Source organism: Streptomyces sp. NPDC038213 (assembly GCF_055600495.1).
In genome coordinates this window covers 37,959-61,943 of sequence record NZ_JBVJYM010000007.1, presented here as the reverse complement: position 1 = coordinate 61,943, position 23,985 = coordinate 37,959, and the positions used below count along the sequence as shown (strand labels likewise).

Below are 23,985 nucleotides of genomic sequence, written 5' to 3'. Positions count from 1 at the left end.
CAGCGGTTCGGCGGCGGGGCGAAGGGACCGGACGCCCTCGGTGCAGGGCCGAAGGTCCCTCCCCCGCAATCCGGTCACCCGTACGGTCCACCGTCCCGCCGGTCGAACTCCCGTTCCTTTCCGCCCGTTTCGGCTGCGGACAGGGCCGATCGGCCCTGTTCCAGGGCCCCTTCGACCCTGGAGGATGCGGTGAGGGCGTGCCCCGTGTGCACGGTCCGGACAAGGAGCACGACATGACGACCGACGGTACTGTCAGCGCGGTCACCGTCTTCCTGCTCGACGACCACGAGGTGGTCCGGCGGGGCGTGCACGACCTGCTGGAGGCGGAGCCCGGGATCCGGGTGGTCGGGGAGGCCGCCACCGCCGAACAGGCCCTGGTCCGCATCCCGGCCCTGCGGCCCCGGGTGGCGGTGCTCGACGTACGGCTCCAGGACGGGGACGGGGTCACGGTCTGCCGCGAGCTGCGCTCGCGGATGCCGGAGCTGGCCTGCCTGATGCTGACCTCCTTCGACGACGAGGAGGCGCTGCTCGACGCGATCATGGCGGGCGCTTCCGGCTACGTGCTGAAGCAGATCAACGGCACCGACCTCGTGACGGCCGTGCGCACCGTCGCCTCGGGCAAGTCCATGCTAGACCCGGGGGCGACCGCCCGGGTCATGGCGCGGATGCGCGGAGAGGTGCCGGCGGAGGAGCGGGTACCGGGTCTGCCCGGGTTCACGGACCGGGAGAAGGAGGTGCTGCTGCTGGTGAGCGAGGGGCTCACCAACCGGGAGATCGGCCTGCGGCTGCACCTGGCCGAGAAGACCGTGAAGAACAACATCTCGCGGCTGTTCGCGAAGCTGGGCGTGGAGCGCCGGGTGCAGGCCGCGGTGATCGCCAGCCACGCCCTGGTACCGGCGAACAGGCGGCCCGGTCCGGGGTGAGGGGGCGCGCTGCGGGCGGGGACGGACGCGGGGGCGGGTGCGGACTGCGGGGCCGGTACGCACTGCCCGGTCCGTGGTGGATTCCGTGGTCGGCACGGAGGCGGCCCGCACCCCCGCGGGAGCACTCTGGGGTCACGGGATCGGCCGGGCAGCAGACGGGCCGGTCACGCCAAGCGAACCAGCGAACCGAGGAGCGATCATGGCCGGCACCGCCACCACCAGCAGCAGCACCCGCAGCTCTCGCACCGCCAGCAGCTCGTACGAGGGCTTCTCCGCGGACGAGCGGGCGGCCATGAAGGCGCACGCCGCGGAGCAGAAGAAGGCCGCGCGGCGCGGTTCGGCCGCCGAGAAGGCGGCGGAGGCGGAGCGCGACGTGCTCGCGAAGATCGCCGAGATGCAGGACGCGGACCGGGTCCTGGCCGAGCGGGTCCACGGCATCGTGACCGCGAACGCCCCGGCCCTCGCGCCGAAGCTCTGGTACGGGATGCCCTCGTACGCGCTGGACGGCAAGGTGGTCTGCTACTTCCAGAGCGCGGAGAAGTTCAAGGCCCGCTACGCGACGCTCGGGTTCAGCGACCTGGCCAAGCTGGACGAGGGGCCCATGTGGGCGGCCTGCTTCGCGCTCACCGAGATCACGCCGGAGGTCGAGCAGCGGATCGGCGAGCTGGTCAAGCGGGCGGTGTGAGACCCAGTGCGGCGAGTGCGCCCCTCCCCCGTACGGCGTGCCCGCCGCCCGCGAGGACCAGGGTCCGCGCCGACTGGTAGCGGCACCCGGCGGCGTCGAGGGCACCCGCAGCGGCGGTCAGCGACTCCGTGTCACCGGCGTGCAGGGCCGCCGCCCGCGCCACGAGGGCCTCGGCCACGGGGTTGCCGGCCACGGCCGTACGGGCCCCCGCCAGGCGGGCGGCGGCGTCGGGGGCCCCGGCGAGCACGGCCGCCTCGGCGCGGAGCGCCACGTACCAGTGCAGCCAGATCCAGGTGGTCCACTGCCGCACCCCGGCCGGTTCGGGGGCCGTGCGCTCCAGGGCCGCAGCCGGCCGGCCCTCGTGCAGCATGAGCAGCGCGTCGAGGACCGCCCCGTACCCGCGGGTGTTCCACGGCGAGGGGTCGACCCGGGCGAGCAGCGCACTCCACTCGCCTTGGGCCTCCCGGTCCCCGCGCAGCCCGTGGAGCGTCGCCATGGCCGCCGCCGGGGGTCCGAGGACCGCCCCGGCGGGTCTGCCGGCCCGCTGCCAGGCCTCGCGGAAGCGCAGGCCGGCGGTCAGCGCCTCCTCCGCATCGCCCGCGAGTACGGCGGTCACGAGCAGCCAGCCCGCGGCCCGGTGGCCGACCTCGGCCAGCTGCGGGTGCTCCGCGAGCCGCCGCGCCCACTGGCGGGCGCCCGGCAGGTCGCCCGCGCCGAGGGCGGACTCGGCGGCCTCGCCGAGCGCCTCGATCAGCTCGTGGGTCTGCGCCGGGCCGTCCGGTGCCGAGGAGATCAGCTCTGCCCGGCGCTGTGCGGTCGCCGCCGCGGCGAAGGCGTCACCGGCCCAGCTCAGCGCCCCGGCGAGGGTGTCGAGCGCGGCGGACTCGGCGAGCGGGTCCCCGGTGAGGTGCGCGAGCGCGACCGCGCGTTCGGCGGCCGCGACCGCCTCCGGGACGGCGGCGCCGTACGCGCCTTCGTCCGGGCCGGGGGCGGCTTCGGAGCCCGGGGCCGGGTCCGGGCCCTCGTCGGCGCCCCCGTCCGCCGTGCTCGGGGCCGCTGCGATCGCGCGGGTCAGGGTGCGCCCGGCCTCGGCCAGGGCTACGGCGGCCCGGGCGGAGGGGTCGTCTGCGGCCAGTTCGTGCGCCTCCCCGATGAGGCCACCGGCCTCCTCCGGCGAGAGCTGCCGTACGAACTTGCTGGCGAAGCGGTACGCGTCGCTGGCCGCCGCCGCGAGGTCTCGGGCGGCGGCTGCGGTGTCCCCCGCCCTGCGGGCCACGTCCGCGGCGGCCAGGTGCAGGCGGTGCATATCGTCGCCGTGCAGGCGGCAGCCGGCCACGGCAGCCGCGTGCCGCAGCATCGACGCCTCGTCGGCCGGGTCCGCGGCCAGGGCGGCGGCCTGCTCGTACCGCTGCTGGGATTCGCCGATCAGGTGCCGGGTGAAGGCCAGTTCGGCCATGGCGCGGGCGAGGCGGTGGGCGTCCGGGCGGCGCTCCGGACGGTCCTCGGCCCAGGCCAGGGCGGCGCGCAGCTCGTCGGCGGCCCGGTCGAACCGGGCCCGCCAGTCGGCCCGTACGGCCGCCAGGTCGGCGCTGCGGGCCAGGCACCAGTCGAGGTGCCGGCCCCGGACGGCGTCCAGCTCGCCGGCCTCGGCGAGGCGGTCGGTGCCGTACTGGCGCAGGGTCTCCAGCGCCCGGTAGCGGGTGCCGTCCGGGGCGAACGCGACGGTGAGCAGGCTCTGTTCGGCGAGCCGGGCCAGTCCGTCGGCCGCGGCCGGCACGTCGGTCCCGGCCACCTCCGCCGCGGCGGAGGCCGTGAACGGGGTCACGAACACCGAGATCCGGCGCAGGAGTTGCCGGTCGGCGGGGTCCAGCAGCTGGTGGCTCCAGTCCAGCGCCGCCCGTACGGAGCGGTGCCGGTCCTCGGCGCGGGAGCCGCCGGTGAGCATCCGCAGCGGATGGGCGAGGGCGGCGGTGATGCCGTCGAGGCCGAGGGCGGGGTAGCGGGCGGCGGCCAGTTCGATGGCGAGGGCCATGCCGTCCAGCCGGGCGCAGATCTCGGCGACCCGGTCGTGGAGGGAGGGGTCCAGCGGCAGGCCCACCGCCGTCGCCCGGTCCGTGAACAGCGCGACCGCGTCGCAGGCACCGCTGATCCCGGCGGCTGCCGGTCCCGTGCCGCCGCCTGCGGCCCCGCTTCCGCCCAGGGCCAGCGGCGGGACCGCGTACACCCGCTCGAAGGGGACCATCAGCCGGGACCGGCTGGTCACCAGGACCCGTACCCGCGGGCAGGCGGCGAGCAGCCGCTCCAGGAACAGGGCCGCGCCGTCCACGACCTGCTCGCAGTTGTCGAGCACCAGCAGGACGTGCCGGTCGGCCAGGGCGGCGGCCACCGACTGGGTCATATCGCGGCCCAGTTGCTCACCGAGGCCGAGTGCCTCGGCGACGGCGGTCGCGACCATGGCGGGGTCGGTGACCGGGACCAGGTCCGCGAACCAGACCCCGTCGGCGAACTCTCCGGCCGTGTCCGAGGCCACGGCCAGCGCCAGCCGGGTCTTGCCGACCCCGCCGGGGCCGACGGCGGTCACCTGCCGGTGCCCCCTGAGCAGCGCGGCCAGCTCGGCCCGCTCGGCCGCCCGGCCGACGAACGAGGTCAGGCGGGTCGGCAGCGCGGGGGCGGGAGCGGGGGCCGGGCCGGAGGGGCCGGCGCTGCGGGTACGGGCGGCGCCTGCCGCGCGCCGGGCCAGGGCCCGCCGGTCCGGCACGTCCAACTTCCGCAGCAGCGAGGAGACATGGGTCTCCACCGTGCGCACGGAGATGTACAGGCGGGCGCCGATCTCGGCGTTGCTGAGATGCTCCCCGACGAGCTCCAGCACCTCGGACTCGCGAGGTGAGACGTCCGCCGCTGCCGCTGCTTCTCCCATGGGGCCCATTCTGTCCCACGCCCGTCCGCGGCCCCGCTCCGCGGGGGTCCCCTCCGGTCGGCTGCGCCGCAGGGCCGCCTCCTGCCCCGCGGCCGGATGCGCCCTCTCCGTGGCCGGCTCCGTGGCGGACTCCGTGGTCGGCACGGATGCCGGCGGGCCGGAGCGGGCGGGAGGCTGTGACGGCACACGGAACGGCCCGCCAGGGCCCGCGACTCCAAGGAGCTTCCATGACCGGCCCGTCGACCTCCGCCACTCCCTCCCCCGCTGCTTCCCCCGCCTCCGCCACCTCGGGGGTCAGGACCGTCCTCCACCCGGTCTCCGACCTGGACAAGGCCAAGGCCGTGTACACGGCGCTGCTGGGGGTACCGCCGCGCAACGACTCCCCGTACTACGTGGGCTACGAGGCCGCAGGCCAGCACATCGGGCTGGTGCCGGGCGGCGGGCCGCAGGCCCTGGCCTCGCCGGTGGCCTACTGGCACGTGAAGGACGTCGGGGCGACCGTGTCCGCGGCGGTGGCGGCGGGCGCGACGGTGACGGAGTCCCCCCACGAGGTCGGCGGGGGCCGCCTGGTGGCCACGGTCGCCGACCCCGACGGCAACGTCCTCGGCGTCATCCAGGACGGGCCCGCGGCCGCCCGCACCCGCGCCGATCGCCGCGCCGACACCGAGCACCGGCTGGCCCGCGACGTGGACGTCTGGGTGGCCACCGCCTCCGGGGACGGGGCCCCGTACCTCGTACCGCTGTCCTTCGACTGGGACGGGCGCATCCTGCGGGTGGCCACCCCGGCGAACAGCCCGACCGGCCGGAACCTGGCCGCCTCCGGCACCGCGCGCCTCGCGCTCGGCCCCACCCGCGACGTGGTCGTGATCGACGGCACGGTGGAGGTGCTCGCCGTCGACGCCCTCCCGCAGGAGCCGGGGGACCGCTTCGCCGCCCGCACGGGCTTCGACCCGCGCACGCTCACGACGGCGTACCGGTGGTTCCACATCACCCCGCGGCGCATCCAGGCCTGGCGCGAGGAGAACGAGCTGTCCGACCGCGACCTGATGCGGGACGGCCACTGGCTCGCCTGACCCCGCTCCGCCCCGGCGGCCCCCGGCGGCCCTCCCCCGCTCAGCCGTCGCGCAGGATCCGGTAGCCGAGGGACGGGGCGGTGCGCATGAGTGCGGGAAGGAGCCGCGCCCGGCCGACGTACACCTCGGACCGGTCGCGGCGGATGCCCTCGATGACGGCGGCGGCCGTCCGGTCCGCGCCCGGCTTTTCGCGGCCGCGCCCCCGGGTCATGTCGGTGTCGACGAGCGGCAGGACCGCGTCGATCACCCGCACGTGCGGGGCGGAGTCCTCGCACTGGTACCTCAGGGCGCGGCTGAAGGTCCGTACGGCCGCCTCGGTGGCGCAGTACACGGGGGCCGCGGACTCGGGGGCGAGGGCCAGGCCGCTGGTGATGTTGACGAGGGCGGCGCGCGGGCGGGAGCGGAGGTGCGGGAGGAGGGCCGTGGAGAGGGTGACGACGGCGTCCAGGTTGACGGCCGGCGCGCGGCGCAGGGCCGGGCGCGTGGTGCGCGGATCGTCCCGGAGGAGGTCGGTGAGCGTCTGCACGCCGGCGTTGTCGACCACGACGGAGAGCCCGGGGTAGCGGTGGGGCAGCCCGTCGGCGAAGGCCGCGCAGGCCTGCGGGTCGGCCAGGTCGACGGTGTGGACGCGGACGCGGCCGCCGGGGTGCTCGGCGGCGCAGTCCGCGAGCCGGTCGGGGTCGCGCCCGACGGCGACGACGCGGGCGCCCAGCCCGACGAGCAGGCGGGTCAGCTCCCGGCCGACGCCCCGGGCAGTTCCAGGCCGACCCTGAGCAGGGGCAGCAGCCCGTGCTCCCGCGCGACACCGGCCAGGAAGCGGCGCTTCGCCCCGAAGGGCAGGAGGGCGCCCCGGGCCCGCGGGGCCGCCACGGTGATGCCGTCCCGGGCCAGGACCGCTGCACCGCGGCGACCAGCGCCGCACTCGCGAAATCATCGCGCCACGCCCGCGCCCGGCTGCCCGTACCCGTCCCGGGTCCGCGCTCCTCACCGCCGCCCGGTGAGCGGCCAGGGGGCGGTGCGCGACCGGTCGAGGGTGAAGAGGGCCCCGTCCGGATCCCGGGCGGTCACCTGCCCCTCGGCTGCGGGCCACGGCCCGCCGGGGAGCACTTCGCCCCCGTGTTCGAGGACCGCCGCTGCGGCCTCGTCGAGGTCGCGGACCCTGAAGTGGACCCGCCAGCGGGGCCGCAGCTGGGGCTGCTCCGAGGCCTCCTCGACGGGACCGCTGTTGAGGCGTGCCGCCGCCTCCCCCTCGTAGCGCAGGACCACCTGATCGTGCTCGTACGAGATCCGGCAGCAGCCGGGCCCCTCCTCCGCGGCCCACTGGAGGACCTCCCCGTAGAAGAGGGCGGCGGCGAAGGCGTCACGGGTGTGCAGTTCCAGCCAGGCCGGCGCGACCCCGATACCGACCCTCCAGTCGGCGAGCACCCGCCCCTCCCAGATGCCGAACGCCGCGCCCTCGCGATCGGTGGCGAGGGCGGCCCGGCCGCGGGGCGGGTAGGCCACCGGGCCCACGCCGACCGTGCCGCCGCGCTCCTTGATCCGGGCCACCGCCGCGTCGGCGTCCTCCACGGCGAAGTACGGAGTCCAGGCCACCGGCACGGCGAGCGCGCCCGCCACCCCGGCGATCCCGGCCACCGGTACGCCGTCCGCTTCCGCGACGGAGAAGGCCCGGCCCAGCGACCCCGTCCGGAAGCGCCACCCGAGCACGGCCCCGTAGAACCGCTCCGAGGCGCCCACGTCACGCGCCGTGAGGCTGATCCAACAGGGAGCTCCCGCGAAGCCCGCCTCCACCAGAACCATGCCGCCCGCCTCCGTCCACCAAGCCGCCAGGCCCCCGCGCGGCATCTGCCCCGGCGCCGCACCGGCCACTCCCCCGGCTACGGCAGTGCCGCCTCCGACCTGGGGGGCATCCGCAGGCTCCGGCAGGCCGGCCGGCGGCGGTCTCGCGGGTAATTCACGTTTTTCCCGCCGGGGCCGATGAGTTTCGGGTTCCCTGGCGGTCAAAGCTCATGACACTCCACGAAAGGACACGCCATGTCGGAGCTCATCGTCGATTTCATCACCTCCCTCGACGGCTACGCAGCGGGAGAGGGCTGGCCCGGGTTCTGGGGCATGGAGGGCCCGGAGTACCTCGCGTGGGTCGGCGAGCAGCCCCCGGCCACCTTCCTCATGGGAGCCAACACCTACCGCGTCATGTCGGGCTTCGCCGCAGGCGAGGTGCCGCCCGGGGCGGACGAGTTCAGGCCCGAGGAGGAAGCCTCCGTCGACGAGCTCACCCAGGCGCCCAAGGTGGTGTTCTCCTCCTCGCTCAAGGAACCGCTGACGTGGGCCAACACCACGCTGATCCGCGAGGACGCCGTAGAGACGGTCCGCGCCATGAAGGCGAACGGCACGGGGCTGCTCAGCACGCTCGGCAGCCTCAGCCTGTCCCGGTCCCTGCTGCGGGCCGGGCTCGTCGACCGCTTCCGGGTCGGGATCTTCCCGGTGATCACCGGCGTCACGGGCGCGGAGCGCATCTACGACGGCTACCCGGACGTCGCCCTCGAGATGACCGACCACCGCACCTTCGACGGCGGCATCCAGGTGGTCGAGTACAAGCCCCGCCTCCTCGATGGCCCGCCGGCCGTCGCCTCCGCGTGACGCCGCTGCACTCCTTGATTGCACCTCTGCCGATGTGACTTCTCTCCATGCCCCTCTGGCGTGACGCCGCTCCGTCCGCCGGTCTGGACAGCTGCCAGACCGGCGCCGGACGGGTACGACTGTCGGACGGGCGGGCGTCCCGTGGTCCGCATCCTGAGATGCGCTTCCAGTAAGCGGTCGGATCCTGCAAGCATGGCCGTCATGCAGCAGCAGCTGATTATCGGCGGCAGCGTGCCGGCACCGGGGCGTACGGGCTCATAGCCCCCCGACGACCCGCCGCCCGCACGCAGACCTCTCGCATCCGCGAGGGGTCTTTTCGTTTTCCGGACCCGTCAAGGAACACACCATGGAACACGCCCGGTTCACCGTCACCCTCCGGCCCGGCCACGGCACGCTCGCACGGCTCACCGCCGTCCTGAACGCGCAGCACGTCCTCGAACTGACCTACACCGCGACGGAGGACACCGCCACGGCCGTGGTCCGCGTACCGCTGGCCCAGGCACCGCGGGCGCAGCACAAGGTGGGGCGGATGATCGAGACCATCGCCGTGACCGCGGACCCCCTGCCGGCGGGAGTTCCGGGCCAGGCACGGGGGTGAGGCGCGGCGGCCGCACCGCATGAACCGCCGCAGGCGGGGAAAACGCCCGGTCACACTGCCGAGGACCGGCCCGGAAGGGGACGGCGAGGGGTGAGCATGGCCTGGAAGCAAGGAAGCACGGACAGAAGCGGCAGCGGCAGCCCCGGCGGTGCCGGGCGGCCGCGCGAGCGCGACGGAGACGGTACGTCGCCTGCGCCGCGTACGTCGGCTACTGCGCCGTGGGACGACTTCGCGGACGTCCTGGACCGGATGGTCGGACTGCTGCACGCGGCGGACCGGGACCGGGGCGCCGTCACGGGGACCGCCCCGCGGCCCGGCCGGGCGGCTTGACCCCCGGGGCCCGCGCCGCCCGGTGACCGGCCGTCGTCAGGGCGGTGGGGACGGGAGCCGGGCGGAGGGAGGAGACGGACATGGGCAAGGAGAATCTCGGCAGGCTCTCCGCCCTGCGCAAGAAGGGCGGGTCCTCCTGATGACGGCCGGGAAGCACGACGACGACGGCGACCGTGACACCCGGGAGGTACGGGAGGCCTTCGGCGAAGCGGTCAACATGACCGCGGGCGAGCTCGAAGGCTGGCTGGGCACCGAGGAGTCGAAGGCCGTCGGAGACAGCAGCGGTAACGGCGGCGGGGAGAGCGTGGGGCACGCCTCCGGGCGCCGCATCGTCAGGATCCTGCGCAAGAAGAAGGCGGACCTCACCGCCGAGGACCTCCGCCACATGCGCAAGGTCGTCGGCTACGTCCACCGCCACCTCGCGCAGCGACCCGGCGGGGACGTCACCGACACCCCCTGGCGGTACTCGCCCAAGAACTGGGGCCACGACCCGCTCGCATAGCCCGGCCGCGCCGGGTGCGGGGTTCAGCCGTCAGGGCGCGGCAAGGGCGAGGTCCTGGAGGACCTCGGCGGACGGGATCTGGGGGAACGCGGCGCCCGGCACGATGAGTTTGCCGCGGCGGCGGCCGCTGCCGACCAGGACGTACGGCATCTCGGCGACCGCCGCGTCCACGAGCAGGGGCCAGTGCGCGGGCAGGCCGAGGGCGGTGATGCCGCCGTACTCCATGCCGGTGGCCTCCACCGCCGTGTCCATCGGTGCGAACGAGGCCTTGCGGGCGCCCAGATGGCGGCGTACGGCGCCGTTCACGTCCACCCGGCCGTACGAGGGCACCAGGCAGGCGGCGAGGGTGGTCTCCCCGGCCCGCTTCGCGGCCACCACCACGCAGTTCGCCGACGCCCCGAGCAGCTCCTGCCCGTAGTGGGCGACGAACGCGGCGGTGTCGGCGATCGCCGGGTCGGTGTCCACGTACAGGAACTCCCCGGCCGGGACCCCGCCCGACCAGCCGCCGACCGCCTCGGCCACGGGCCGGACGAGCTCCCCGAGGCAGTCGGGGGCCGGTACGGCGTTGTCGAACCTGTCGAAGATCCCGGGTGCACGCATCCGCGCACGCTAACACCCCGTACCCGGCGGGCGCCGGGGGCGGGAGGCCGGCCGCCTGCCGGCTACGGGGTGTCCGGCCCGCCCGCGGCGGTACGGGGCTGCTGCGGCCTCAGGATCACCTCGCTGCCGACCGGGGTGAAGCCGCAGGCCAGGAAGGCGCGCAGGGAGCGGGCGTTGCCGGGGGACACGGCGGCGAAGACCGGTTCGCCTTCGGGGAGGAGGGCGAGGGCGTCGGTGAGGAGGGCCCGGCCGTGGCCCCGGCCGTCCTGGTGGCCGGGGTGGAGTTCGATGCTCAGCTCGCGGCGCCCGGCGAGGCCTGCGGCCAGGGTGACGAGGCCCCGTTCGTCCCCGTGGACCTCGACTCCGGTGCGCAGTTCGCGGGCGTGCAGGACGCGGGGGTGGTCTTCGAGCGCGCCGGTCTGCCGGGCCAGGCGTACGGGGCCGCCGGTGCCGCGGGCCACGAGGGTGGCGTCGGTGACGCCGATCCAGCCGGCCGGTCCGGCGAGGCGGCGCAGGAAGTCGGGCGCCAGCGAGCCGCCGAAGCCGTCGGGCGCGCCGGCCGCCACCTCGGCCTCGGTGAGGGCGGTGGCGACGAAGGCGTGACCGGTGAAGGCCACCGAGCACGCGAGGCCGCCGGGGAGCGGCGGCAGCACCGTCACGCCTCCGTCGCAGGGCGGGAAGCGGCCGTGGGCGGCGTCGGTGAAGCGGGCGAGGAGGGGGTGCGGGCCGGTCATCGGGGGGCGCGGGGAGTCGTCGCGGCGGGGCTCGGTGTGGCGGGTGCGGGGGTCGCGGGGGACGGCACGTGCGCGTCGAGGAAGTCCAGCAGTGCGGTGTTGAAGGCGGCGGGCTGCTCCGCTCCGGGGAGGTGTCCGGCGCCTTCGACGACGGTCAGGACGGCGTGGGGGACGAGGCGGTGGATGGCCTCGGCGTCCGCGACGGGGGTGTAGGCGTCGTCCGCTCCGACGAGGATCAGGACCGGTTCGCGGACGGCGGGGAGCGTGTCGCGGTAGTCGCGGCGCTCGGCCCGTCCGCGCAGCGCGGCGGCGGCGCCGCGGGGGTCGGTGGCGCGCATCATGGCGAGCACGCGGGCGGCGGTCTGCGGCATCGCGGTCACGTTGTACGCGGCGAGCATCTTGTCGATCACCTCGCCCGCGTACCCGTCCATCCCCTCCGCGAGGAGCCGGTCGGCGAGGCCGTTGCGCAGGGCCCGGCCCGCTGCGGTCTCGGCGGGGGCGGAGGTGTCGGACAGGACGAGGGCGTGGACGCGGTGCGGGTGGCGGTGGTGGAACTCCATCGTGATCTGGCCGCCCATGGAGACTCCCCCGACCACGGCCCGCCCGATGCCGAGGTGGTCGAGCAGCGCGGCGAGGTCGTCGGCGTGGTCGGAGAGGAGCACCTTCCCCGGGGTCACGGCACTGCTGCCGTAGCCGCGCAGGTCGGGGGTGACGACCCGGTATCCGGCCGCGGTCAGCACGGTGACCTGGGGCGCCCACAGGCTGCGGTTGAAGGGGTGCCCGTGCACCAGCAGCACCGGCAGTCCGGCGGCCGGGCCGACGTCGTCGTAGCGGAGGGAGCCGTTGCGGTCGAGAGTATGCATGGCGGGCACCCTAGCCATGCGGTCACCGGGCGGCACCGGTATTTCGGATGCCGGGCGGGGGATGCCAGGGGCAGGCGGACGGACCCGACGGCCGCGCGGGCTACGGGCGTCAGCCGGAGAGCTCGCGCTTGCGGGCCGTGCGCCGCTCCACGGCGTGCATCCGGGCTCCCAGGGCCTTGATCTTCGAGAAGTTCCGGCCGAGTTCGGACAGGGAGTCCCGGGTGAGGAGCGCGGGGTTCTCGTGGAGGATCGCCCGCACGTTGTCGCCGATCTGCTGCGGTGTCAGCCGCTCCAGTTCCGCGGAGGCCGGGGCCGTCGGGCCGACCGCGTCTCCCCTGCCGTCCCCACCGCTGCTGCCGTCCCTGATCCAGGCCCTGCTCAGGATGCGCATCTGCTCCTCGCTGAACAGCCTGGCGAGCAGGGCGGCGGCGAACCGCTCGGACGCCTCGTCGCCGTCCATCACCACCACGGGCTCCTCGACCAGGTCGGCGCCCTGCTCCTGCTGTCGTCCCTGACCCTGATCCAGATCCTGTTCCCGCTCCTCCTCGCGGCGCCGTTTCGGGCGCGGGCGGGCGAGCCGGCTGCGGGTCGACTGCACGAACGGGCGGGCCTGGTTGATCCACCACTTCTTGAGCCGCGGCGCACTCCACTCTGCGAACGTGACGAGGATGACGAGGAGTTCGATCAGCTCTTCGACGTTCACCCGCTCCTGCTCGTGCGCAGCGCAGTGGCAGGTGCACCCGTCCGCGCCCGAGGCGTGCGCCCCGTGGCCCTGGCCCGCGTACCAGGCTCCACCGCCGTAGAACTCGTCCTCCTCGTCGTCGTCCTGGTCCGCGTCGGGGATGAACTTCGCGTGGCCGCTGAGCCGGCCGTCCTCGTACAGGTTCTGGTGGAGTCCGCCGTCCTTCGCCTGGCCGGGGGTCATCCCTTCGGGATACTCGTAACTGCCCCGCACGCGAACCATCTGACGCACCCCCGCCTCGTGAAACGCCGCCCGTCGGGGAGCCCAGCGGCGGTCCCCCGGCGATGCGGCAACTATAGGTGTGTGCACGCGCGTTGGGTGCTGGTTCTTCAGGCGCGGGGGCCTGGAGCGGGAACGGTGTTCCCGCGGAGGACAGGCCTGCGACGGACCCGGCCGGTTCAGTTGCCCGTGGCGGCGAGTTTGGCTGCGAAGCCGAGGAAGAGGGCGCCCGCTCCCGTCGTGAGGCCCGCCGAGAGTTTCCGGCGGCGGCGGAACTGGGCGGCGAGACAGGTGCCGCCGAGGATCAGCGCGGTCACGTAGGCCACGCTGATCAGCTGGTAGACGAGGGCGAGCAGGGCGAAGGACAGGGCCGGGTAGCCGTAGTCCGGGTCGACGAACTGCACGAAGAACGAGATGAAGAAGAGGATCGCCTTCGGATTGAGGACGGTGATCAGCAGCGAGCGGCGGAAGAGGCGGCCGGACGGGGCCGGTGCCGCGACCGGCGCCGGATCCTGTCCGCCGCCGGTCGGGGCCTCGCGGCGCCGCCACATGGTCCGGGCCGCCCTGATCATGCCCACGGCGATCCAGGTCAGGTAGCCGGCCCCGGCGTACTTCACGATGGCGAACAGCAGGTCGTTGCCCAGGAGCAGCGAGGCGAGTCCGGCCGCGGTCGCCAGCATGAGGAGGCTCTCGCCCAGGAACACGCCGGCTGCCGCGCGGTAGCCGGCCCTGACGCCCAGGCGGGCCGCCACGGAGAGGGTGAACAGGGAGCTCGGCCCCGGCAGCAGGATGATCAGCAGCGCACCCGCGGTGTAGGTGAGCAGGTTCTCCACTCCCAGCATTCCCGCACCCTCCTCCCGGTCTCCCGGCCGTCCGCCGGGCAGCGGTTGTCCGCCATTCCGCCGGTTCGCCTATCCGACGTTGTTTCCCGTGCGCACGTCGTGCGCCGTCACCATCTCGTCCACTTCTGCGATGCGCTCCAGCGCGTACTCCTCGCTGATGTGTGTGAAGTTGTCGGCCCAGAAGGCCCCGAGTTCGTCGATGTCGAGGAGGTCCCGGTTCCCGAATCTGGCGGACATCTCCTTGCGGTCACCGGGGGTGACGGTGAGGCCGAGGGCGGCCAGGTATCCGTCGATCTCGGCGCTGTCCTTGAAGAAGTTGGGCCTTTCGTAGTCGACCAGGAGATCCCATGCGGGGCTGTTGGGCAGCGGGATGAAGCGCGAGAACTCCACGGAGGAGAGCTCCACCTCGCCCAGCATCCGGCGGATTCCGGAAATGGTCCGGTCCAGGGTCTCCTGCCGCTCCCCGGGGGCGCCGGCGATGTAGGAGGCGTGCACGGAGATGCCGGCCTTGTTGAGCATCCGGATGGCTTCGAGGTTGGTCTCGCCCGTGGTCTTGTTCTTGCGCTGGGCTTCGAGCATTTCGGGGTCGGCGGCGTCCAGTCCGATGTTGGCGCGCGTGACGCCCAGGCGGCGGAGCTTGTCGACGTTGTTCCGCTTGGTGAGTCCGAGGGCGCGGGCGTAGACCATGATCTGGATGTCGCCGTCGTCGATCAGGCGCTTCAGGTGCGGCGGGGTGGCCTCGATGAGCGCGTCGACGTAGCGGGGGCTGGCCGTGAAGCTGTCGTACACCTCGAAGAAGAGGTTGATGCCGTGCCCGCGGTGGTACTGGTCGAGCATCTTCCAGAAGCCGCGCGGGTCGCCGGTGTTGACGGTGAGGTCGGCGATCGAGCAGTAGGTGCAGCGCTTGTGGCCGTTCTCGCAGCCGCGCGCGTTGTTCACCGTGACGGGCCGGACGCGGTGGCCGTGGAGGTGGCCGAACTGTGCGGAGTAGTTCTCCGCGTACACGTCGAGCACGTCGTCGATGAAGGAGAGGTCCGGAATCGTATTGCGCAGGGAGAGCGCGTATTTCGGTGCCGGGTTGAGCCGGATGCGGCCTTCGTGCCGGTGGGCGAGGGAAGAGACGCCGGAGAGGGGACTTCCCTCGATCAGTGCGCGGACGAGCTGGACGAACGGTATCTCGCCGCCGTCATTGGCTATCACGTAGTCGATCTGGGGCCTGTTGCGGAGGATCATCTCGGGGAAGAAGATCGCGTGGTCGTCGCCGAGGACGACTTTCGCCCCGCCCGCCTTGGCGGTCTCGGCGATCCGCAGCGCCTCGGAGTAGGTCGGGGTCAGCGCGCTGATTCCGACGAGGTCGGGAGCGAATGCGCGGATGGCCTGCTGCACGGTCCCGGTGTTTCCGATCCCGCCGTCCACCACCCGGATCTGTACGCGGTCCCCCAAGGCGTCCCGGATTCCCGTGGCGAGCTGGACCACGCCGATGTGGGGATAGCAGGCGTAGTTCGATGCGTTCCTGTTCGCCGTGGGGTTGGGGGCGTTGGCGAGCAGTACCTTCAACGTCTTTCCACCACCTGGTTCACGGAGCGAAGCGGAGGCGCCGACGGCAGCCCCTCCGCACTGACGGATCATGAACGATTGCACACGAGAAGTGCGTGCAGCAGTCAGCAATCGGCCAGGGGTGGGGTCGGATCCGGATGACCTGACATTGTCCGGTCCCGGGAGGGTGTTCCTCTGCACGCGCCGGACGCTCTGGACCGTCCGGGTGATACGAGACTGTGGGCCGCCTCGGTGACGGCGGGGTGCAACGGGGCCGGGCGGGAGGGGTGTTAGGGGTGGGGCATGAGGATGCTCACCACTGCCCTGCTGGCCTCGGTCTCCCTGGCCTCGTTCGCCCTCCCCGCCGCGCCGGCCGCCGGCCACGACCGGGTGGCGCGGTCCACCGACCTCGGTACCGGTGTGTACGGGCTGTGCTGGGACGGCGCCGGCAGCTGGTCCTGCACGGTGGCGGCCGACCTCGGCGGGAGCCGGTCCTTCCACGGGCCGTCCAGGCTCGTCGGGGACACCTTCGTCAACTGCACGCGCGAGACCGTGCGCCAGGAGCGCCCCGTGACGGTGGAGCGCGACGGGACGGCCGAGTTCACCGGCGGCTCCACCCCGCGGGGGCTGCGCCGCCCGGCCCGGTTCACCTGGTCCGAGGACGCCTACCGCAGTGTGACCGAGACCGTCGGTCCGCGGGAGGTCTCCTGGGTGGAGGTGCAGCCCGCGCGGGCTTCGGGCAGCGGCTCGTTCACGGTGACCGACGGGGACGGCCGCGCGCAGGTGCTGACGGGTTCCTTCGAGGGCCCGTCCCCGACCCTGTCGGACCGCTTCTACCAGCGGACGGGCCCGATGACGGAGACCGAGCAGGAGAGCTGCAGGTCGCCGCGGCCCACGGGGTGAGGCGGGGCCCACGGAGTGGGGCGGGGGACCTGCCGGGTGGGGCCGGGGCGGTGCACCGGGCGGGGAACTCCTCGGTGAGCGGACCGTGCGGGTGCGCATCAGGCCTGCGCACCGCGCGGCTGCCGGCCTCCTCCGCGCCCTCACGTCGCGGCGCCCGCCCGTACGCGGTCGCACAGCTGCAGACGATGGCCGCCTGACACCGGCGCCCATGCGGAGTCCCAGCTCCCGAGTCCCGGCTCCCCGCCGCGTGCGCGGAATGCGGTACGGCCGTGCCCACGAGCCGGGCGTAGGAGGGCACCCGCGACACCGGTTCGGCTCCGCCGACCGGCCCTTCGGGGAACCCGTCGACCAGGACAGGCGGACTCGGGCGGGTGCGGGAGGCTTCGGGGGGCCGGGGCGGGGGGAGGATGCGGGGGCGCGCCGCGAGACGCGGCGGCGGGGGATGTCAAGAGCGCCCGCCCGGACACGGCGATGCGGGCGGGGTGGGGCGGGGCACAGGGCGGCGCAGCACACGGCACGGCACGGTGAGGGCGGGACATTCGGAGGGGGCCTATGGAAGAGACCCGGCTGGCTGAGGCCGCCGCGCGGGCGGTGGCCGACTGCGCGCCGATGGTGGGTGAACTCCGATTGCTCACAGAGGAGTTGGCCGGGCAGTTGGCTCCGCAGGAGCGCGCGGGCGAAGACCTGTCGGGGCTGCTGGACGAGGAGCGCGCGGTGCGGGAGCGCGCGGTGGCCGCCGTGCGTGAACTCGCGGCGTCCCGGCTGGAGGCCATGGACACGTTCAACATCGTCCTGTTCGGGCGCACCAACTGCGGCAAGAGCACCCTCGTGGAGGCGCTCACGGGGGGCAGCGGCGCCCGGATCTCCACCGGGGACATCGACTACACGACCACCGTGGACACCGCCGCCTGGCGGGGACTGCGGGTCATGGACACCCCGGGCACCAACGGCTGGCGTGCCGGGGGCGCGAACCAGCACCTGGAGGAGGAGGCCCGGCGCGCCGTCCTCGCCGCCGACGTGGTCCTGCTCTGCTTCGACACGCTGCACCAGCTCGCGGGCGAGTTCGACAAGGTGGCCGAGTGGGTGCTGGCGTACGGGAAGCCGGCCGTCGCCGTGCTGAACGTGCGCAACCGCTACTGGCGGGACCCCTCGCAGGTCTCCGTGGGCGATCTGCGCTCCCAGCTGTCGGCCATGGTGGCCGAGCACGCCGCCAACATCCGCGAGCACCTGGGCGTCCGCGGGCTCGCCCGGGTCCCCCTGGTCGCGATCAGCGCCCAGCGCGCCGCGGCCGCGCGGGCGGCGGACGACTACCGGGGGCCCGACCTGGAGACGGTGGAGTTCCTGCGCGGGCTGGCCGACCGGCTGGTGCGGACCGGCGGCTCCGACCTGCCGTACCGCAGCGGCCGCGAGCTGCTCCTGAGCTGGTCGAACCTGCCCGCGCTGGAGAGCCTGCTCGTGGAGGCGGTGGCCGAGGGGGCGCAGGACCTGCGGCTCGGCGCCCTCACCGGCCGGCTGAGGGGGGCGTTCACCGAGGTCGCCGGGGAGCTGTCGCGCGTCCTGACCGACCCGGTCCTCTCCTACGCCGCACAGCACGAGGCCGGCATCGGGGAGCTGCTCGTCACGCTCGGCCGCCCTGCCCCGCCCCGGCAGGGGGCGGCGGGCGCCGGGGCCGCCCCCGATGACGCGGACGCGGCGGCGGAGGCGGCGCTGTGCACGGCGCTCGGCGAGCTGGAGCGGCTGCGCGGCGGCCGGTTCGAGGCGGACTCCACGGGCGAGGTCCGCCGGTTCCTGGCGCACCGGCTGGGCGCCGTGACGGCCCCGCTGCGTGCGGGCGCCGAGATCCGGGCGGAGGAGCTGGTCGAGACCGGCTTCCGGGAGCGCCGGGAGATATCGGAGGAGGAGTTCACCAGGACGGTGCTGCCGGCCGCGCCGCTGACCGCCGCCGTGGACGGCGTGCTCGCGGAGTTCGAGGCCCATCTGACGGGCCGGCTCGCGCTGGCGGCCGACGAGGCCCGAGCCAACCTGGAGGCGGTGGCCGCCCCGCAGCTCCGGGTGGCCGGGGCCACGGGCGGCGGTCTGCGCCGGATGGGCTTCTGGACGGGCGGCATCAGCGCCGTCGGCGGGATCCTCGGCCCCGCGGTGGGCGCCGTCGCGATGACGAACCTGTGGAACCCGGTCGGCTGGGTCATCGTCGGCGCGGCGGTCGGCGGATCCCTGGCGTACGTGGGCGGGCGGCTGCTGAGCCGATTCGGCCTGGGCAAGGCGGCCCGGCTGCGCGAGAGCGCCCGGATCGAGAGCCGGCAGGAGGTGCGGCGCGCGGTCCGCGCGTACTTCGCCGAGACCGACACGAAGGTGCTGGCGCTCGGGGACCGGCTCGTGCGCGCCGCGCTGCTGGGCGCGGCGTCCCCCCTCGTCGCGGAAGGGCTGTCGCTGCGGCGGATCGCGGCCGACGCGGACCGGGACTCGGCGCGGCTGCGGCAGGCGGCCGCGGCCCTGCCGGAGCGGGTCGAGCCCGCCGACGTGCTGTACGGGGCCGTCGTACGGACGGAACGGGCGCAGGGCGCGGCGGGGGCGCCGGACGGGTACTGGCTGGGGGCCTCGTGGTGCGGCGACCCGTACAACCTGGCCGAGCCGGCCGCGGACGGGGCGGGCGGCGGCCGGTCCCGGTCCACTCCGCGCTTCACCGAGGGCATCTTCATGCGGCTGCGCTCGGCCTTCTCGGCCCGTACCGCGCTGCCGTCCCCCGGGAGCGGACTGCAGTGGCTGGGGCTGCTGCACCAGGACCTCGACGGGACGGCCGAGGCGGCCGGGCTCCTCCGGGAGCTGGACGCCCTGGCCGCGGACCCGCGGCCCCGGGTCGTCGTCGCGGGCGCGACGAACGCCGGGAAGTCCACGTTCGTCCGGCGGCTGCTGGTCGAGTCCGGACTGCCCGTACCCGACGGCCTGCGCATCGCCGCGGGCCCCGTCACCGCTGTGGCGTCCGCGTACGAATGGGAGGGTGTCCTGCTCGTCGACACGCCCGGGTTCCAGAGCGGTGCCGAACCGCACACGGCCGCGGCGGTCGCCGCGCTCGCCGACGCAGCGGCCGTGTTCTACGTGGTCGGGCCGGACCTGGTGACGGGCGACCGGGCCGATCTGTCGCTGCTGCTGCGCGGCAGTCCGCAGGAGGGCCGGGTGGCCAAGGCCGACCGCGTCGTCTTCGTCATCAACAAGATCGACCAGCTGGCTCCGGACCCGCGCCTCGCGCACGTGTTCCGCACGAGGGTCCAGGAGCGCGAGGCGGCCCTGCGCCTGTACCTCGGGCGGTTCGACGCGGACCGGGCGGCAGCGGACGGCGCGGGCCGGGACGCCGCCGCAACCGCCGCAGCCGGTGACGGGCCCGCGGCGGGCTCCGGCGCCGACCGCCGGATCTGCTCCATGGCCGCCGCCCCCGGCGAACTGCGCTACGACACCGCGCGCGACTACGACGCCTCCCGCGACTGGGACGGCTTCCGCGACTTCGCCGCGCAGGTCCGCGCCCTGCGCTCGGGGCTGCGGCGCAACGCAGTCGACGTCGCCGTGCTGCACGGCGGACTCGCCCGGCTCACGGCACTGGCGGAGGCGGAGCGGCAGCGGGCCGCCGTCCTCGAGCAGCGCACGGCCCGGCTCGGCGAGCTGGCCGAGGATGCCGCCGCGGGTGCGCGCGAGGGCCGGGACCTCGTTGCGGCGGCGGTGCAGGACGCCCGGCGGACCGCCCGCGCCTTCACCGCCCGCATCGTGGACGAGACCATGGCCCCCGGCCTGGAGCCCTCCGTCCGCAAGGAGCGCGGCGCCCGCCTGGACCACTGGGCCGCCGACCCGGAGTTCCGGACCGACTGGCAGCCGGTCCGCGACGGGGCGGTCACCGGGGCCGAGCAGTGGCTCGCCGGGGTCCGCGCCGCCCTGCAGCGCCGGCTGACGTCGAAGCGCTTCCTCCTCACCCTGCCCGACGGACCGCCGGAGGACGACACGGACATCCTCGACCTGCTGACGCTGCCCGCCACGGACAGCGGTTCCGCACTCGCGCGCGACACCCTGACGGCCGCCGGGGGCCTGGCCCGGCTGCGGACGGACGACCTCGTCGACTTCGCGGGCCATCTCGGCGTGCTCCTCGAACACGGCCAGGCGGCCGCGCTGCTGGACGACCTGGCGTGGGGCAGCGGCTTCCTGAAGATCCTGAACTCCATCAGCATGATCGCCAAGCTCACGACGGAGACCTCGCGGGAGAAGAAGGTCGAGGCCGCCCGCAAGGCGCTGCTGACGGCCGTCGGCCGCTCCGCCGACACCTGGGCGACGGGGGTGCGCGGCGGGCTGGCCCCGGTCGAGGAGGTCTGCGGGCGCCTCGACACCCTCGCGATCCGCTACACCGACCGGCAGAACAGGGCGCTGGACGAACTCGCCGGCGTACAGCAGCGCCTGAAGCGGTACGAGGGGGCGGCCGCGGGTGCCGCCGCCCGGCTCGGCATCCCCGCCCTGCCCGCCCAGCGGCAGGGCCCCGGAGCCGCCGGCCGCGCGCCGTCCCCGAACCCGTCCTCCTCTCGAACGAAGGGACCGTGATGACCGGTTCGTACACCCCGCCGGGACCCCGGCCCGAGGGCACGGCCCCCGGCGGCCCGCAGCACGGCACCGCGGGCCCGTACGGCACCGCGGCCGCGGGCCGGGCGGCCGGCCCTGCAGGCGGCGGCGCGGACTGGACCGCCCGGATCCGCGCGGCGTACCGGGCGGCCGCCGGCGGCCCCGCGGCCGACCTCGCGGAGGCCGGCTGGCAGGAGGCCGCGGACCGGCCCGGCCCCACCGTGGTGCTGTTCGGCACGCAGAACGCCGGCAAGACCACCCTGCTGCGCCGCCTCCTGGTCGAGGACGGCGCCGACGTGCCCGGCTGGGCCGTGGTGAGCGCCCGCAAGGAGACGTACCGGAACGCGGAGGCCTGGTCGCAGGAGCTGCGGTACGTGGACACGCCGGGCCTCGGTGCGGGGGACGCCGAGCACGCCGACCGGGCCGCCCTGGCGCTGCTGACGGCCGACGCGGTCCTGCTGGTCCTCGACCAGGAGCCCGCGGGCACCGCCGAGGGCGAGGTGCTCGCCCTGGCCAAGGGCAGTTTCGTGGACCCCGAACGCCCCCGGCCGCTGCCCCCGGGGGCCCTGCTGCTCGCGCTGACGAAGAGCGACGACCGCGGCCGCATCCCGGGCACCGCGGGCTTCGGCGAACTGGCCGCGACACTGCGCGAGTCGATACGGGCCAAGTTCCGCGCGGTGAAGGTCGTCGAGCCCCTGCCGCCGGTGCACTTCGTCACGGCGGACCCGGGCGGCATGACGGCCGGGCTGCGCACCGACCAGCTCAGGAGGACCCACTACGCGGTGTGCCGCGACTGGGACGGTATCGAAGCGCTCCGCGCGGACCTGGCGGCGCTCGTACCGCGCACCGCGGAACTCCGCGCGGCCGCCGGGGTCCGGTACTGGTGCGCCCACGCCCGCCGGGCCGTCGACCTGGCGGGGAGCGAGATCGCCGGTCTCGGCGGGGTGATCGAGGGCGGTGAGCTGCGCAGGAAGCGCTTCCTCCTGCTGGAGGCCGAGTTGGCGGCGCTGAAGGACAACGCCTCCGCCCAGCTGCGCCGGCAGATGCACGAGCGGCTGCGCACCCTGGACGCCGCCCTCCTCCAGGACGCGACCGACACGGCCCTGGCCGAAGCGGCGCTGCAGCTGGTCGCGGAGACCGCACGGGCCTGGGACAGCAAGTGGACCACGCAGCTGCGCCTCCTCGCGCGGCAGGCCGACCAGGCCCAGGAGGAGGCGCGCTCGCAGCCGGGGATCCAGCCCTTCCTCGCCTACGCCGACCAGGTCGCGGAGATCGTCGAACGCGCGAAGGGACTCGGCACCCCGGCACCGGCCGGTGCCTCCGCACGCATCGACCAGGCCCTCTGGCTGAACATCACCTCGATCGACGCGGTCGTGCAGCGGCTGGCCGCCCGGAAGATGGAGCGGTCCCACGAGGAGGCCCTGCGCACGGTCCGCCGGGAGCTGGCGGACTTCCTGGACGCCCACGTCGGCAAGCACCCCGGCACCCGCGCGGCCCGGCCCGCGGCCCTCCCCGACCAGGGCGGCCCGCCGTCGCACCGCGGTCCCGCCGCGGGCCCGGCAGACCCCGTACGGGTCCCGGATTCCGCGGACTCCCCTCCGGACCCTGCGGATTCTCCGGACCCTGCTGCGGATCCGTACGGCGCCCGGGGCCCGGACCCGGACGGCAGCCCCCGTACGGAGGACCCGTCGGCCCCGTGGGCCGGGGCGCCGGGCGGGGGCCCGGCGGGCGCGGGCCTGGAGGACGGCGGCGCACCGGGCGACGGGGTCGACGCCTTCCGGGCGGCGGGTCCCGCGCCGGCCGACCCGCTCGTGCTGCCGGCCGCCGGACACGACCACCCCGCCTTCTCCCTGGCGGTGCCCGTGGCGCAGGGCCTCGCCCAGGCGTTCCAGCTGTGGCGGGTCCACCGGGGCGAGCAGGAGGAGAAGGACCGCTCCGCCCGGGAGGCGAAGCAGCGGCAGCGCATCGGCGAGCTCACCGAGGCGCTCGCCGCCGTCGCCGAGCGCGAGTGGGTCCAGGAGGCCGAGCGGGTCGGCGGGGTCCTGCGGGCCCGGCAGACCCCGGACTCCCTCCTCGCACCGGCGCTGGCCCGGCGCGAGGAGCTGACCGGGGCCGTCGCCGTCCTGAAGGAACTCCTCGAAGGGGCGCCGAGATGACCCCGGACCACCAGCAGCCCCCGACCGGGGAGGCGGGCACGGCGGGCCGAGGTACGGCGCCACCCGACCCGCCCCGGGCCTTCCTCTGCCATGCCACGGCCGACCAGGAGTTCACCAGGGCCCTGGCGCACGGCCTGGCCGACAACGGGGTGAGGACCTGGGCGGATTTCTGGGAGGTCAGGTACGGCGACAGCGTCGCCCGCAAGTTCTACTCCGAGGCGATCGCCGAGTCCGACGCGATCGTGCTCGTGCATTCCCGGCACTGGGCCAACAACCCGGCTCTGGCAGACCAGTTGGACAGCATGACGTTCCGCCGCATCGAGGACGGCTGCCGGATCGTACCCGTCCTGCTCGACGGGGCTCCCGCACCGGCTCCCCTCGCCCACCTGCACCCGCTCCCGACCGGGCGCTCCGCAGCGGAGGTCTCGCAGATCGCTGAGGAGATCGCCCGGGTGCTGTACGGCGTGGACGACCGGCCCGAGGTCGTCACCCCGTCCTGGCTCCGAGAGGCGAGAGCAGCGGGCCGAGTCGCGGGCGCGGGGCAGCCCGACCCGGCCACCTCCTCCACCCCAGCCGTCCCGTACACCGCGCCCGCCCCCGTCGGCCCCCCGCTGCCCCCGCCGTTCCCCGGTCTGCCCGGGGACCACCTGGCCCTGCTGCGCCGCCTGCTCCGCCTCGCCCTGGAGGCCGGCGAGCTCGGCCCGTTGGACTGGTCGGCGGTGGATCACCCGGAGCCTGCGGAACGGGAACGGGCCCTGGCCGGGCTGGAGGCGGAGGGCCTGGTGTCCGCGACCCGGCTCGGCGGCCGGATCCTGTGGTGCCAGGTGACCCCGCAGGGCTTCCACCGGGCGGCCCCCTCGGTCGTACCGGAGCTCAACGCCCTGCGCCACCGGGTGATCGCCCGGCTGGCCGGGCACCGGGAGACGGACCCGCCCCTGCCGGACACGGACCTGGCCGCGGCGGCCGATGCCCCGCTCCTGGTGGTCCGCCAGCAGCTGGAGGAACTCGCCGCGGACGAGCGCGTGGTCCTGCTGCGGCCCCGCGGGGCCCTGCTGCTGACGGCGGTGTCCCCGGCCCTGCGGGCCTGGGCGGCGTGAACCGCCGTCCGGACCGCGGGCTGCGCAGTAGG

The 23,985-nt window shown here is 75.1% G+C and carries 20 protein-coding genes; 10 read left to right on the top strand and 10 right to left on the bottom strand.

Annotated features, from left to right (window positions below; genetic code table 11):
* Positions 1-233 precede the first annotated feature (233 nt).
* Both ACZ7JZ_RS13640 and ACZ7JZ_RS13635 read left to right on the top strand, forming a co-directional pair.
* The gene (locus ACZ7JZ_RS13640; protein WP_470937642.1) at positions 234-923 is read left to right on the top strand and encodes a response regulator; all 690 of its coding nucleotides are present in this window, start codon (positions 234-236) and stop codon (positions 921-923) included.
* Positions 924-1,122: 199 nt separating this feature from the next.
* Positions 1,123-1,608, top strand: a complete 486-nt coding sequence (locus ACZ7JZ_RS13635) for an iron chaperone (RefSeq protein ID WP_470937639.1) — start codon at positions 1,123-1,125, stop codon at positions 1,606-1,608.
* On the opposite strand, the gene ACZ7JZ_RS13630 is transcribed toward ACZ7JZ_RS13635, so the two are convergent.
* A complete protein-coding gene (locus ACZ7JZ_RS13630) occupies positions 1,592-4,525 on the bottom strand; it encodes a LuxR C-terminal-related transcriptional regulator (protein WP_470937636.1) in 2,934 nt (977 codons plus the stop codon). The genes ACZ7JZ_RS13635 and ACZ7JZ_RS13630 overlap by 17 nt on opposite strands.
* A 146-nt stretch (positions 4,526-4,671) precedes the next feature.
* Here ACZ7JZ_RS13630 and ACZ7JZ_RS13625 point away from each other — a divergent pair, with 146 nt between their 5' ends.
* Complete coding sequence (locus tag ACZ7JZ_RS13625) at positions 4,672-5,598, top strand: pyridoxamine 5'-phosphate oxidase family protein (RefSeq protein WP_470937632.1); 927 nt, start codon at positions 4,672-4,674, stop codon at positions 5,596-5,598.
* 40 nt (positions 5,599-5,638) lie between these two features.
* Here the strand turns inward: ACZ7JZ_RS13625 and ACZ7JZ_RS13620 are convergent, their stop codons facing one another.
* The 3 genes from ACZ7JZ_RS13620 to ACZ7JZ_RS13610 all read right to left on the bottom strand — a co-directional run bounded on the left by ACZ7JZ_RS13620 (position 5,639) and on the right by ACZ7JZ_RS13610 (position 7,398).
* Positions 5,639-6,310: an SDR family NAD(P)-dependent oxidoreductase gene (locus ACZ7JZ_RS13620; RefSeq protein WP_470938080.1), complete on the bottom strand. Its 672-nt coding sequence runs from the start codon at positions 6,308-6,310 to the stop codon at positions 5,639-5,641.
* Positions 6,311-6,327: 17 nt separating this feature from the next.
* Positions 6,328-6,468: a hypothetical protein gene (locus ACZ7JZ_RS13615; RefSeq protein WP_470938108.1), complete on the bottom strand. Its 141-nt coding sequence runs from the start codon at positions 6,466-6,468 to the stop codon at positions 6,328-6,330.
* Between the two features lie 114 nt (positions 6,469-6,582).
* Complete coding sequence (locus ACZ7JZ_RS13610; protein WP_470937628.1) at positions 6,583-7,398, bottom strand: VOC family protein; 816 nt, start codon at positions 7,396-7,398, stop codon at positions 6,583-6,585.
* 234 nt (positions 7,399-7,632) lie between these two features.
* On the opposite strand from ACZ7JZ_RS13610, the gene ACZ7JZ_RS13605 reads away from it, so the two are divergent.
* The 3 genes from ACZ7JZ_RS13605 to ACZ7JZ_RS13595 all read left to right on the top strand — a co-directional run bounded on the left by ACZ7JZ_RS13605 (position 7,633) and on the right by ACZ7JZ_RS13595 (position 9,668).
* Entirely contained in the window at positions 7,633-8,238 is a 606-nt protein-coding gene (locus ACZ7JZ_RS13605; RefSeq protein WP_470937625.1) for a dihydrofolate reductase family protein, read from the top strand.
* 346 nt (positions 8,239-8,584) lie between these two features.
* A complete protein-coding gene (locus ACZ7JZ_RS13600; RefSeq protein ID WP_470937623.1) occupies positions 8,585-8,836 on the top strand; it encodes a hypothetical protein in 252 nt (83 codons plus the stop codon).
* A gap of 469 nt (positions 8,837-9,305) precedes the next feature.
* Positions 9,306-9,668 (top strand): DUF3140 domain-containing protein, encoded by a 363-nt coding sequence (locus tag ACZ7JZ_RS13595; RefSeq protein WP_470937620.1) that lies wholly within the window; start codon positions 9,306-9,308, stop codon positions 9,666-9,668.
* Between the two features lie 30 nt (positions 9,669-9,698).
* Here the strand turns inward: ACZ7JZ_RS13595 and ACZ7JZ_RS13590 are convergent, their stop codons facing one another.
* From ACZ7JZ_RS13590 to ACZ7JZ_RS13565, 6 genes are all read right to left on the bottom strand, one after another.
* Positions 9,699-10,268 (bottom strand): YbaK/EbsC family protein, encoded by a 570-nt coding sequence (locus tag ACZ7JZ_RS13590; RefSeq protein ID WP_470937617.1) that lies wholly within the window; start codon positions 10,266-10,268, stop codon positions 9,699-9,701.
* Positions 10,269-10,330: 62 nt separating this feature from the next.
* Entirely contained in the window at positions 10,331-11,002 is a 672-nt protein-coding gene (locus tag ACZ7JZ_RS13585; RefSeq protein ID WP_470937614.1) for a hypothetical protein, read from the bottom strand.
* Positions 10,999-11,865: an alpha/beta fold hydrolase gene (locus tag ACZ7JZ_RS13580; RefSeq protein WP_470937611.1), complete on the bottom strand. Its 867-nt coding sequence runs from the start codon at positions 11,863-11,865 to the stop codon at positions 10,999-11,001. Before ACZ7JZ_RS13580 ends, ACZ7JZ_RS13585 begins: the two co-directional genes overlap by 4 nt.
* A 109-nt stretch (positions 11,866-11,974) precedes the next feature.
* On the bottom strand, positions 11,975-12,790 hold the full coding sequence (locus ACZ7JZ_RS13575; protein ID WP_470937608.1) for a hypothetical protein: 816 nt from the start codon (positions 12,788-12,790) through the stop codon (positions 11,975-11,977).
* Positions 12,791-13,005: 215 nt separating this feature from the next.
* Positions 13,006-13,668 (bottom strand): leucine efflux protein LeuE, encoded by a 663-nt coding sequence (gene leuE / locus ACZ7JZ_RS13570; RefSeq protein ID WP_470937605.1) that lies wholly within the window; start codon positions 13,666-13,668, stop codon positions 13,006-13,008.
* Between the two features lie 69 nt (positions 13,669-13,737).
* Positions 13,738-15,225 (bottom strand): B12-binding domain-containing radical SAM protein, encoded by a 1,488-nt coding sequence (locus tag ACZ7JZ_RS13565; RefSeq protein WP_470937602.1) that lies wholly within the window; start codon positions 15,223-15,225, stop codon positions 13,738-13,740.
* 282 nt (positions 15,226-15,507) lie between these two features.
* Here ACZ7JZ_RS13565 and ACZ7JZ_RS13560 point away from each other — a divergent pair, with 282 nt between their 5' ends.
* The 4 genes from ACZ7JZ_RS13560 (at position 15,508) to ACZ7JZ_RS13545 (ending at position 23,953) form a co-directional block, all read left to right on the top strand.
* Entirely contained in the window at positions 15,508-16,107 is a 600-nt protein-coding gene (locus tag ACZ7JZ_RS13560; RefSeq protein WP_470937599.1) for a hypothetical protein, read from the top strand.
* Positions 16,108-16,659: 552 nt separating this feature from the next.
* Entirely contained in the window at positions 16,660-20,682 is a 4,023-nt protein-coding gene (locus tag ACZ7JZ_RS13555) for a GTPase (RefSeq protein ID WP_470937596.1), read from the top strand.
* Complete coding sequence (locus tag ACZ7JZ_RS13550) at positions 20,682-22,856, top strand: GTPase (RefSeq protein ID WP_470937593.1); 2,175 nt, start codon at positions 20,682-20,684, stop codon at positions 22,854-22,856. The genes ACZ7JZ_RS13555 and ACZ7JZ_RS13550 overlap by 1 nt, the downstream gene beginning before the upstream one ends.
* On the top strand, positions 22,853-23,953 hold the full coding sequence (locus ACZ7JZ_RS13545) for a toll/interleukin-1 receptor domain-containing protein (RefSeq protein ID WP_470937590.1): 1,101 nt from the start codon (positions 22,853-22,855) through the stop codon (positions 23,951-23,953). The genes ACZ7JZ_RS13550 and ACZ7JZ_RS13545 overlap by 4 nt, the downstream gene beginning before the upstream one ends.
* Positions 23,954-23,985 lie beyond the last annotated feature (32 nt).

What these genes read in the sequence shown, in the direction of transcription:
- ACZ7JZ_RS13640 (WP_470937642.1), top strand. Translation starts at nt 234, where the DNA reads ATGACGACCGACGGTACTGTCAGCGCGGTCACCGTCTTCCTGCTCGAC.
- ACZ7JZ_RS13635 (WP_470937639.1), top strand. Translation starts at nt 1,123, where the DNA reads ATGGCCGGCACCGCCACCACCAGCAGCAGCACCCGCAGCTCTCGCACC.
- ACZ7JZ_RS13630 (WP_470937636.1), bottom strand. Translation starts at nt 4,525, where the DNA reads ATGGGAGAAGCAGCGGCAGCGGCGGACGTCTCACCTCGCGAGTCCGAG.
- ACZ7JZ_RS13625 (WP_470937632.1), top strand. Translation starts at nt 4,672, where the DNA reads ATGCCGGCGGGCCGGAGCGGGCGGGAGGCTGTGACGGCACACGGAACG.
- ACZ7JZ_RS13610 (WP_470937628.1), bottom strand. Translation starts at nt 7,398, where the DNA reads ATGGTTCTGGTGGAGGCGGGCTTCGCGGGAGCTCCCTGTTGGATCAGC.
- ACZ7JZ_RS13605 (WP_470937625.1), top strand. Translation starts at nt 7,633, where the DNA reads ATGTCGGAGCTCATCGTCGATTTCATCACCTCCCTCGACGGCTACGCA.
- ACZ7JZ_RS13600 (WP_470937623.1), top strand. Translation starts at nt 8,585, where the DNA reads ATGGAACACGCCCGGTTCACCGTCACCCTCCGGCCCGGCCACGGCACG.
- ACZ7JZ_RS13595 (WP_470937620.1), top strand. Translation starts at nt 9,306, where the DNA reads ATGACGGCCGGGAAGCACGACGACGACGGCGACCGTGACACCCGGGAG.
- ACZ7JZ_RS13590 (WP_470937617.1), bottom strand. Translation starts at nt 10,268, where the DNA reads ATGCGTGCACCCGGGATCTTCGACAGGTTCGACAACGCCGTACCGGCC.
- ACZ7JZ_RS13585 (WP_470937614.1), bottom strand. Translation starts at nt 11,002, where the DNA reads ATGACCGGCCCGCACCCCCTCCTCGCCCGCTTCACCGACGCCGCCCAC.
- ACZ7JZ_RS13580 (WP_470937611.1), bottom strand. Translation starts at nt 11,865, where the DNA reads ATGCATACTCTCGACCGCAACGGCTCCCTCCGCTACGACGACGTCGGC.
- ACZ7JZ_RS13575 (WP_470937608.1), bottom strand. Translation starts at nt 12,790, where the DNA reads ATGACCCCCGGCCAGGCGAAGGACGGCGGACTCCACCAGAACCTGTAC.
- leuE (WP_470937605.1), bottom strand. Translation starts at nt 13,668, where the DNA reads ATGCTGGGAGTGGAGAACCTGCTCACCTACACCGCGGGTGCGCTGCTG.
- ACZ7JZ_RS13560 (WP_470937599.1), top strand. Translation starts at nt 15,508, where the DNA reads ATGAGGATGCTCACCACTGCCCTGCTGGCCTCGGTCTCCCTGGCCTCG.
- ACZ7JZ_RS13555 (WP_470937596.1), top strand. Translation starts at nt 16,660, where the DNA reads ATGGAAGAGACCCGGCTGGCTGAGGCCGCCGCGCGGGCGGTGGCCGAC.
- ACZ7JZ_RS13550 (WP_470937593.1), top strand. Translation starts at nt 20,682, where the DNA reads ATGACCGGTTCGTACACCCCGCCGGGACCCCGGCCCGAGGGCACGGCC.
- ACZ7JZ_RS13545 (WP_470937590.1), top strand. Translation starts at nt 22,853, where the DNA reads ATGACCCCGGACCACCAGCAGCCCCCGACCGGGGAGGCGGGCACGGCG.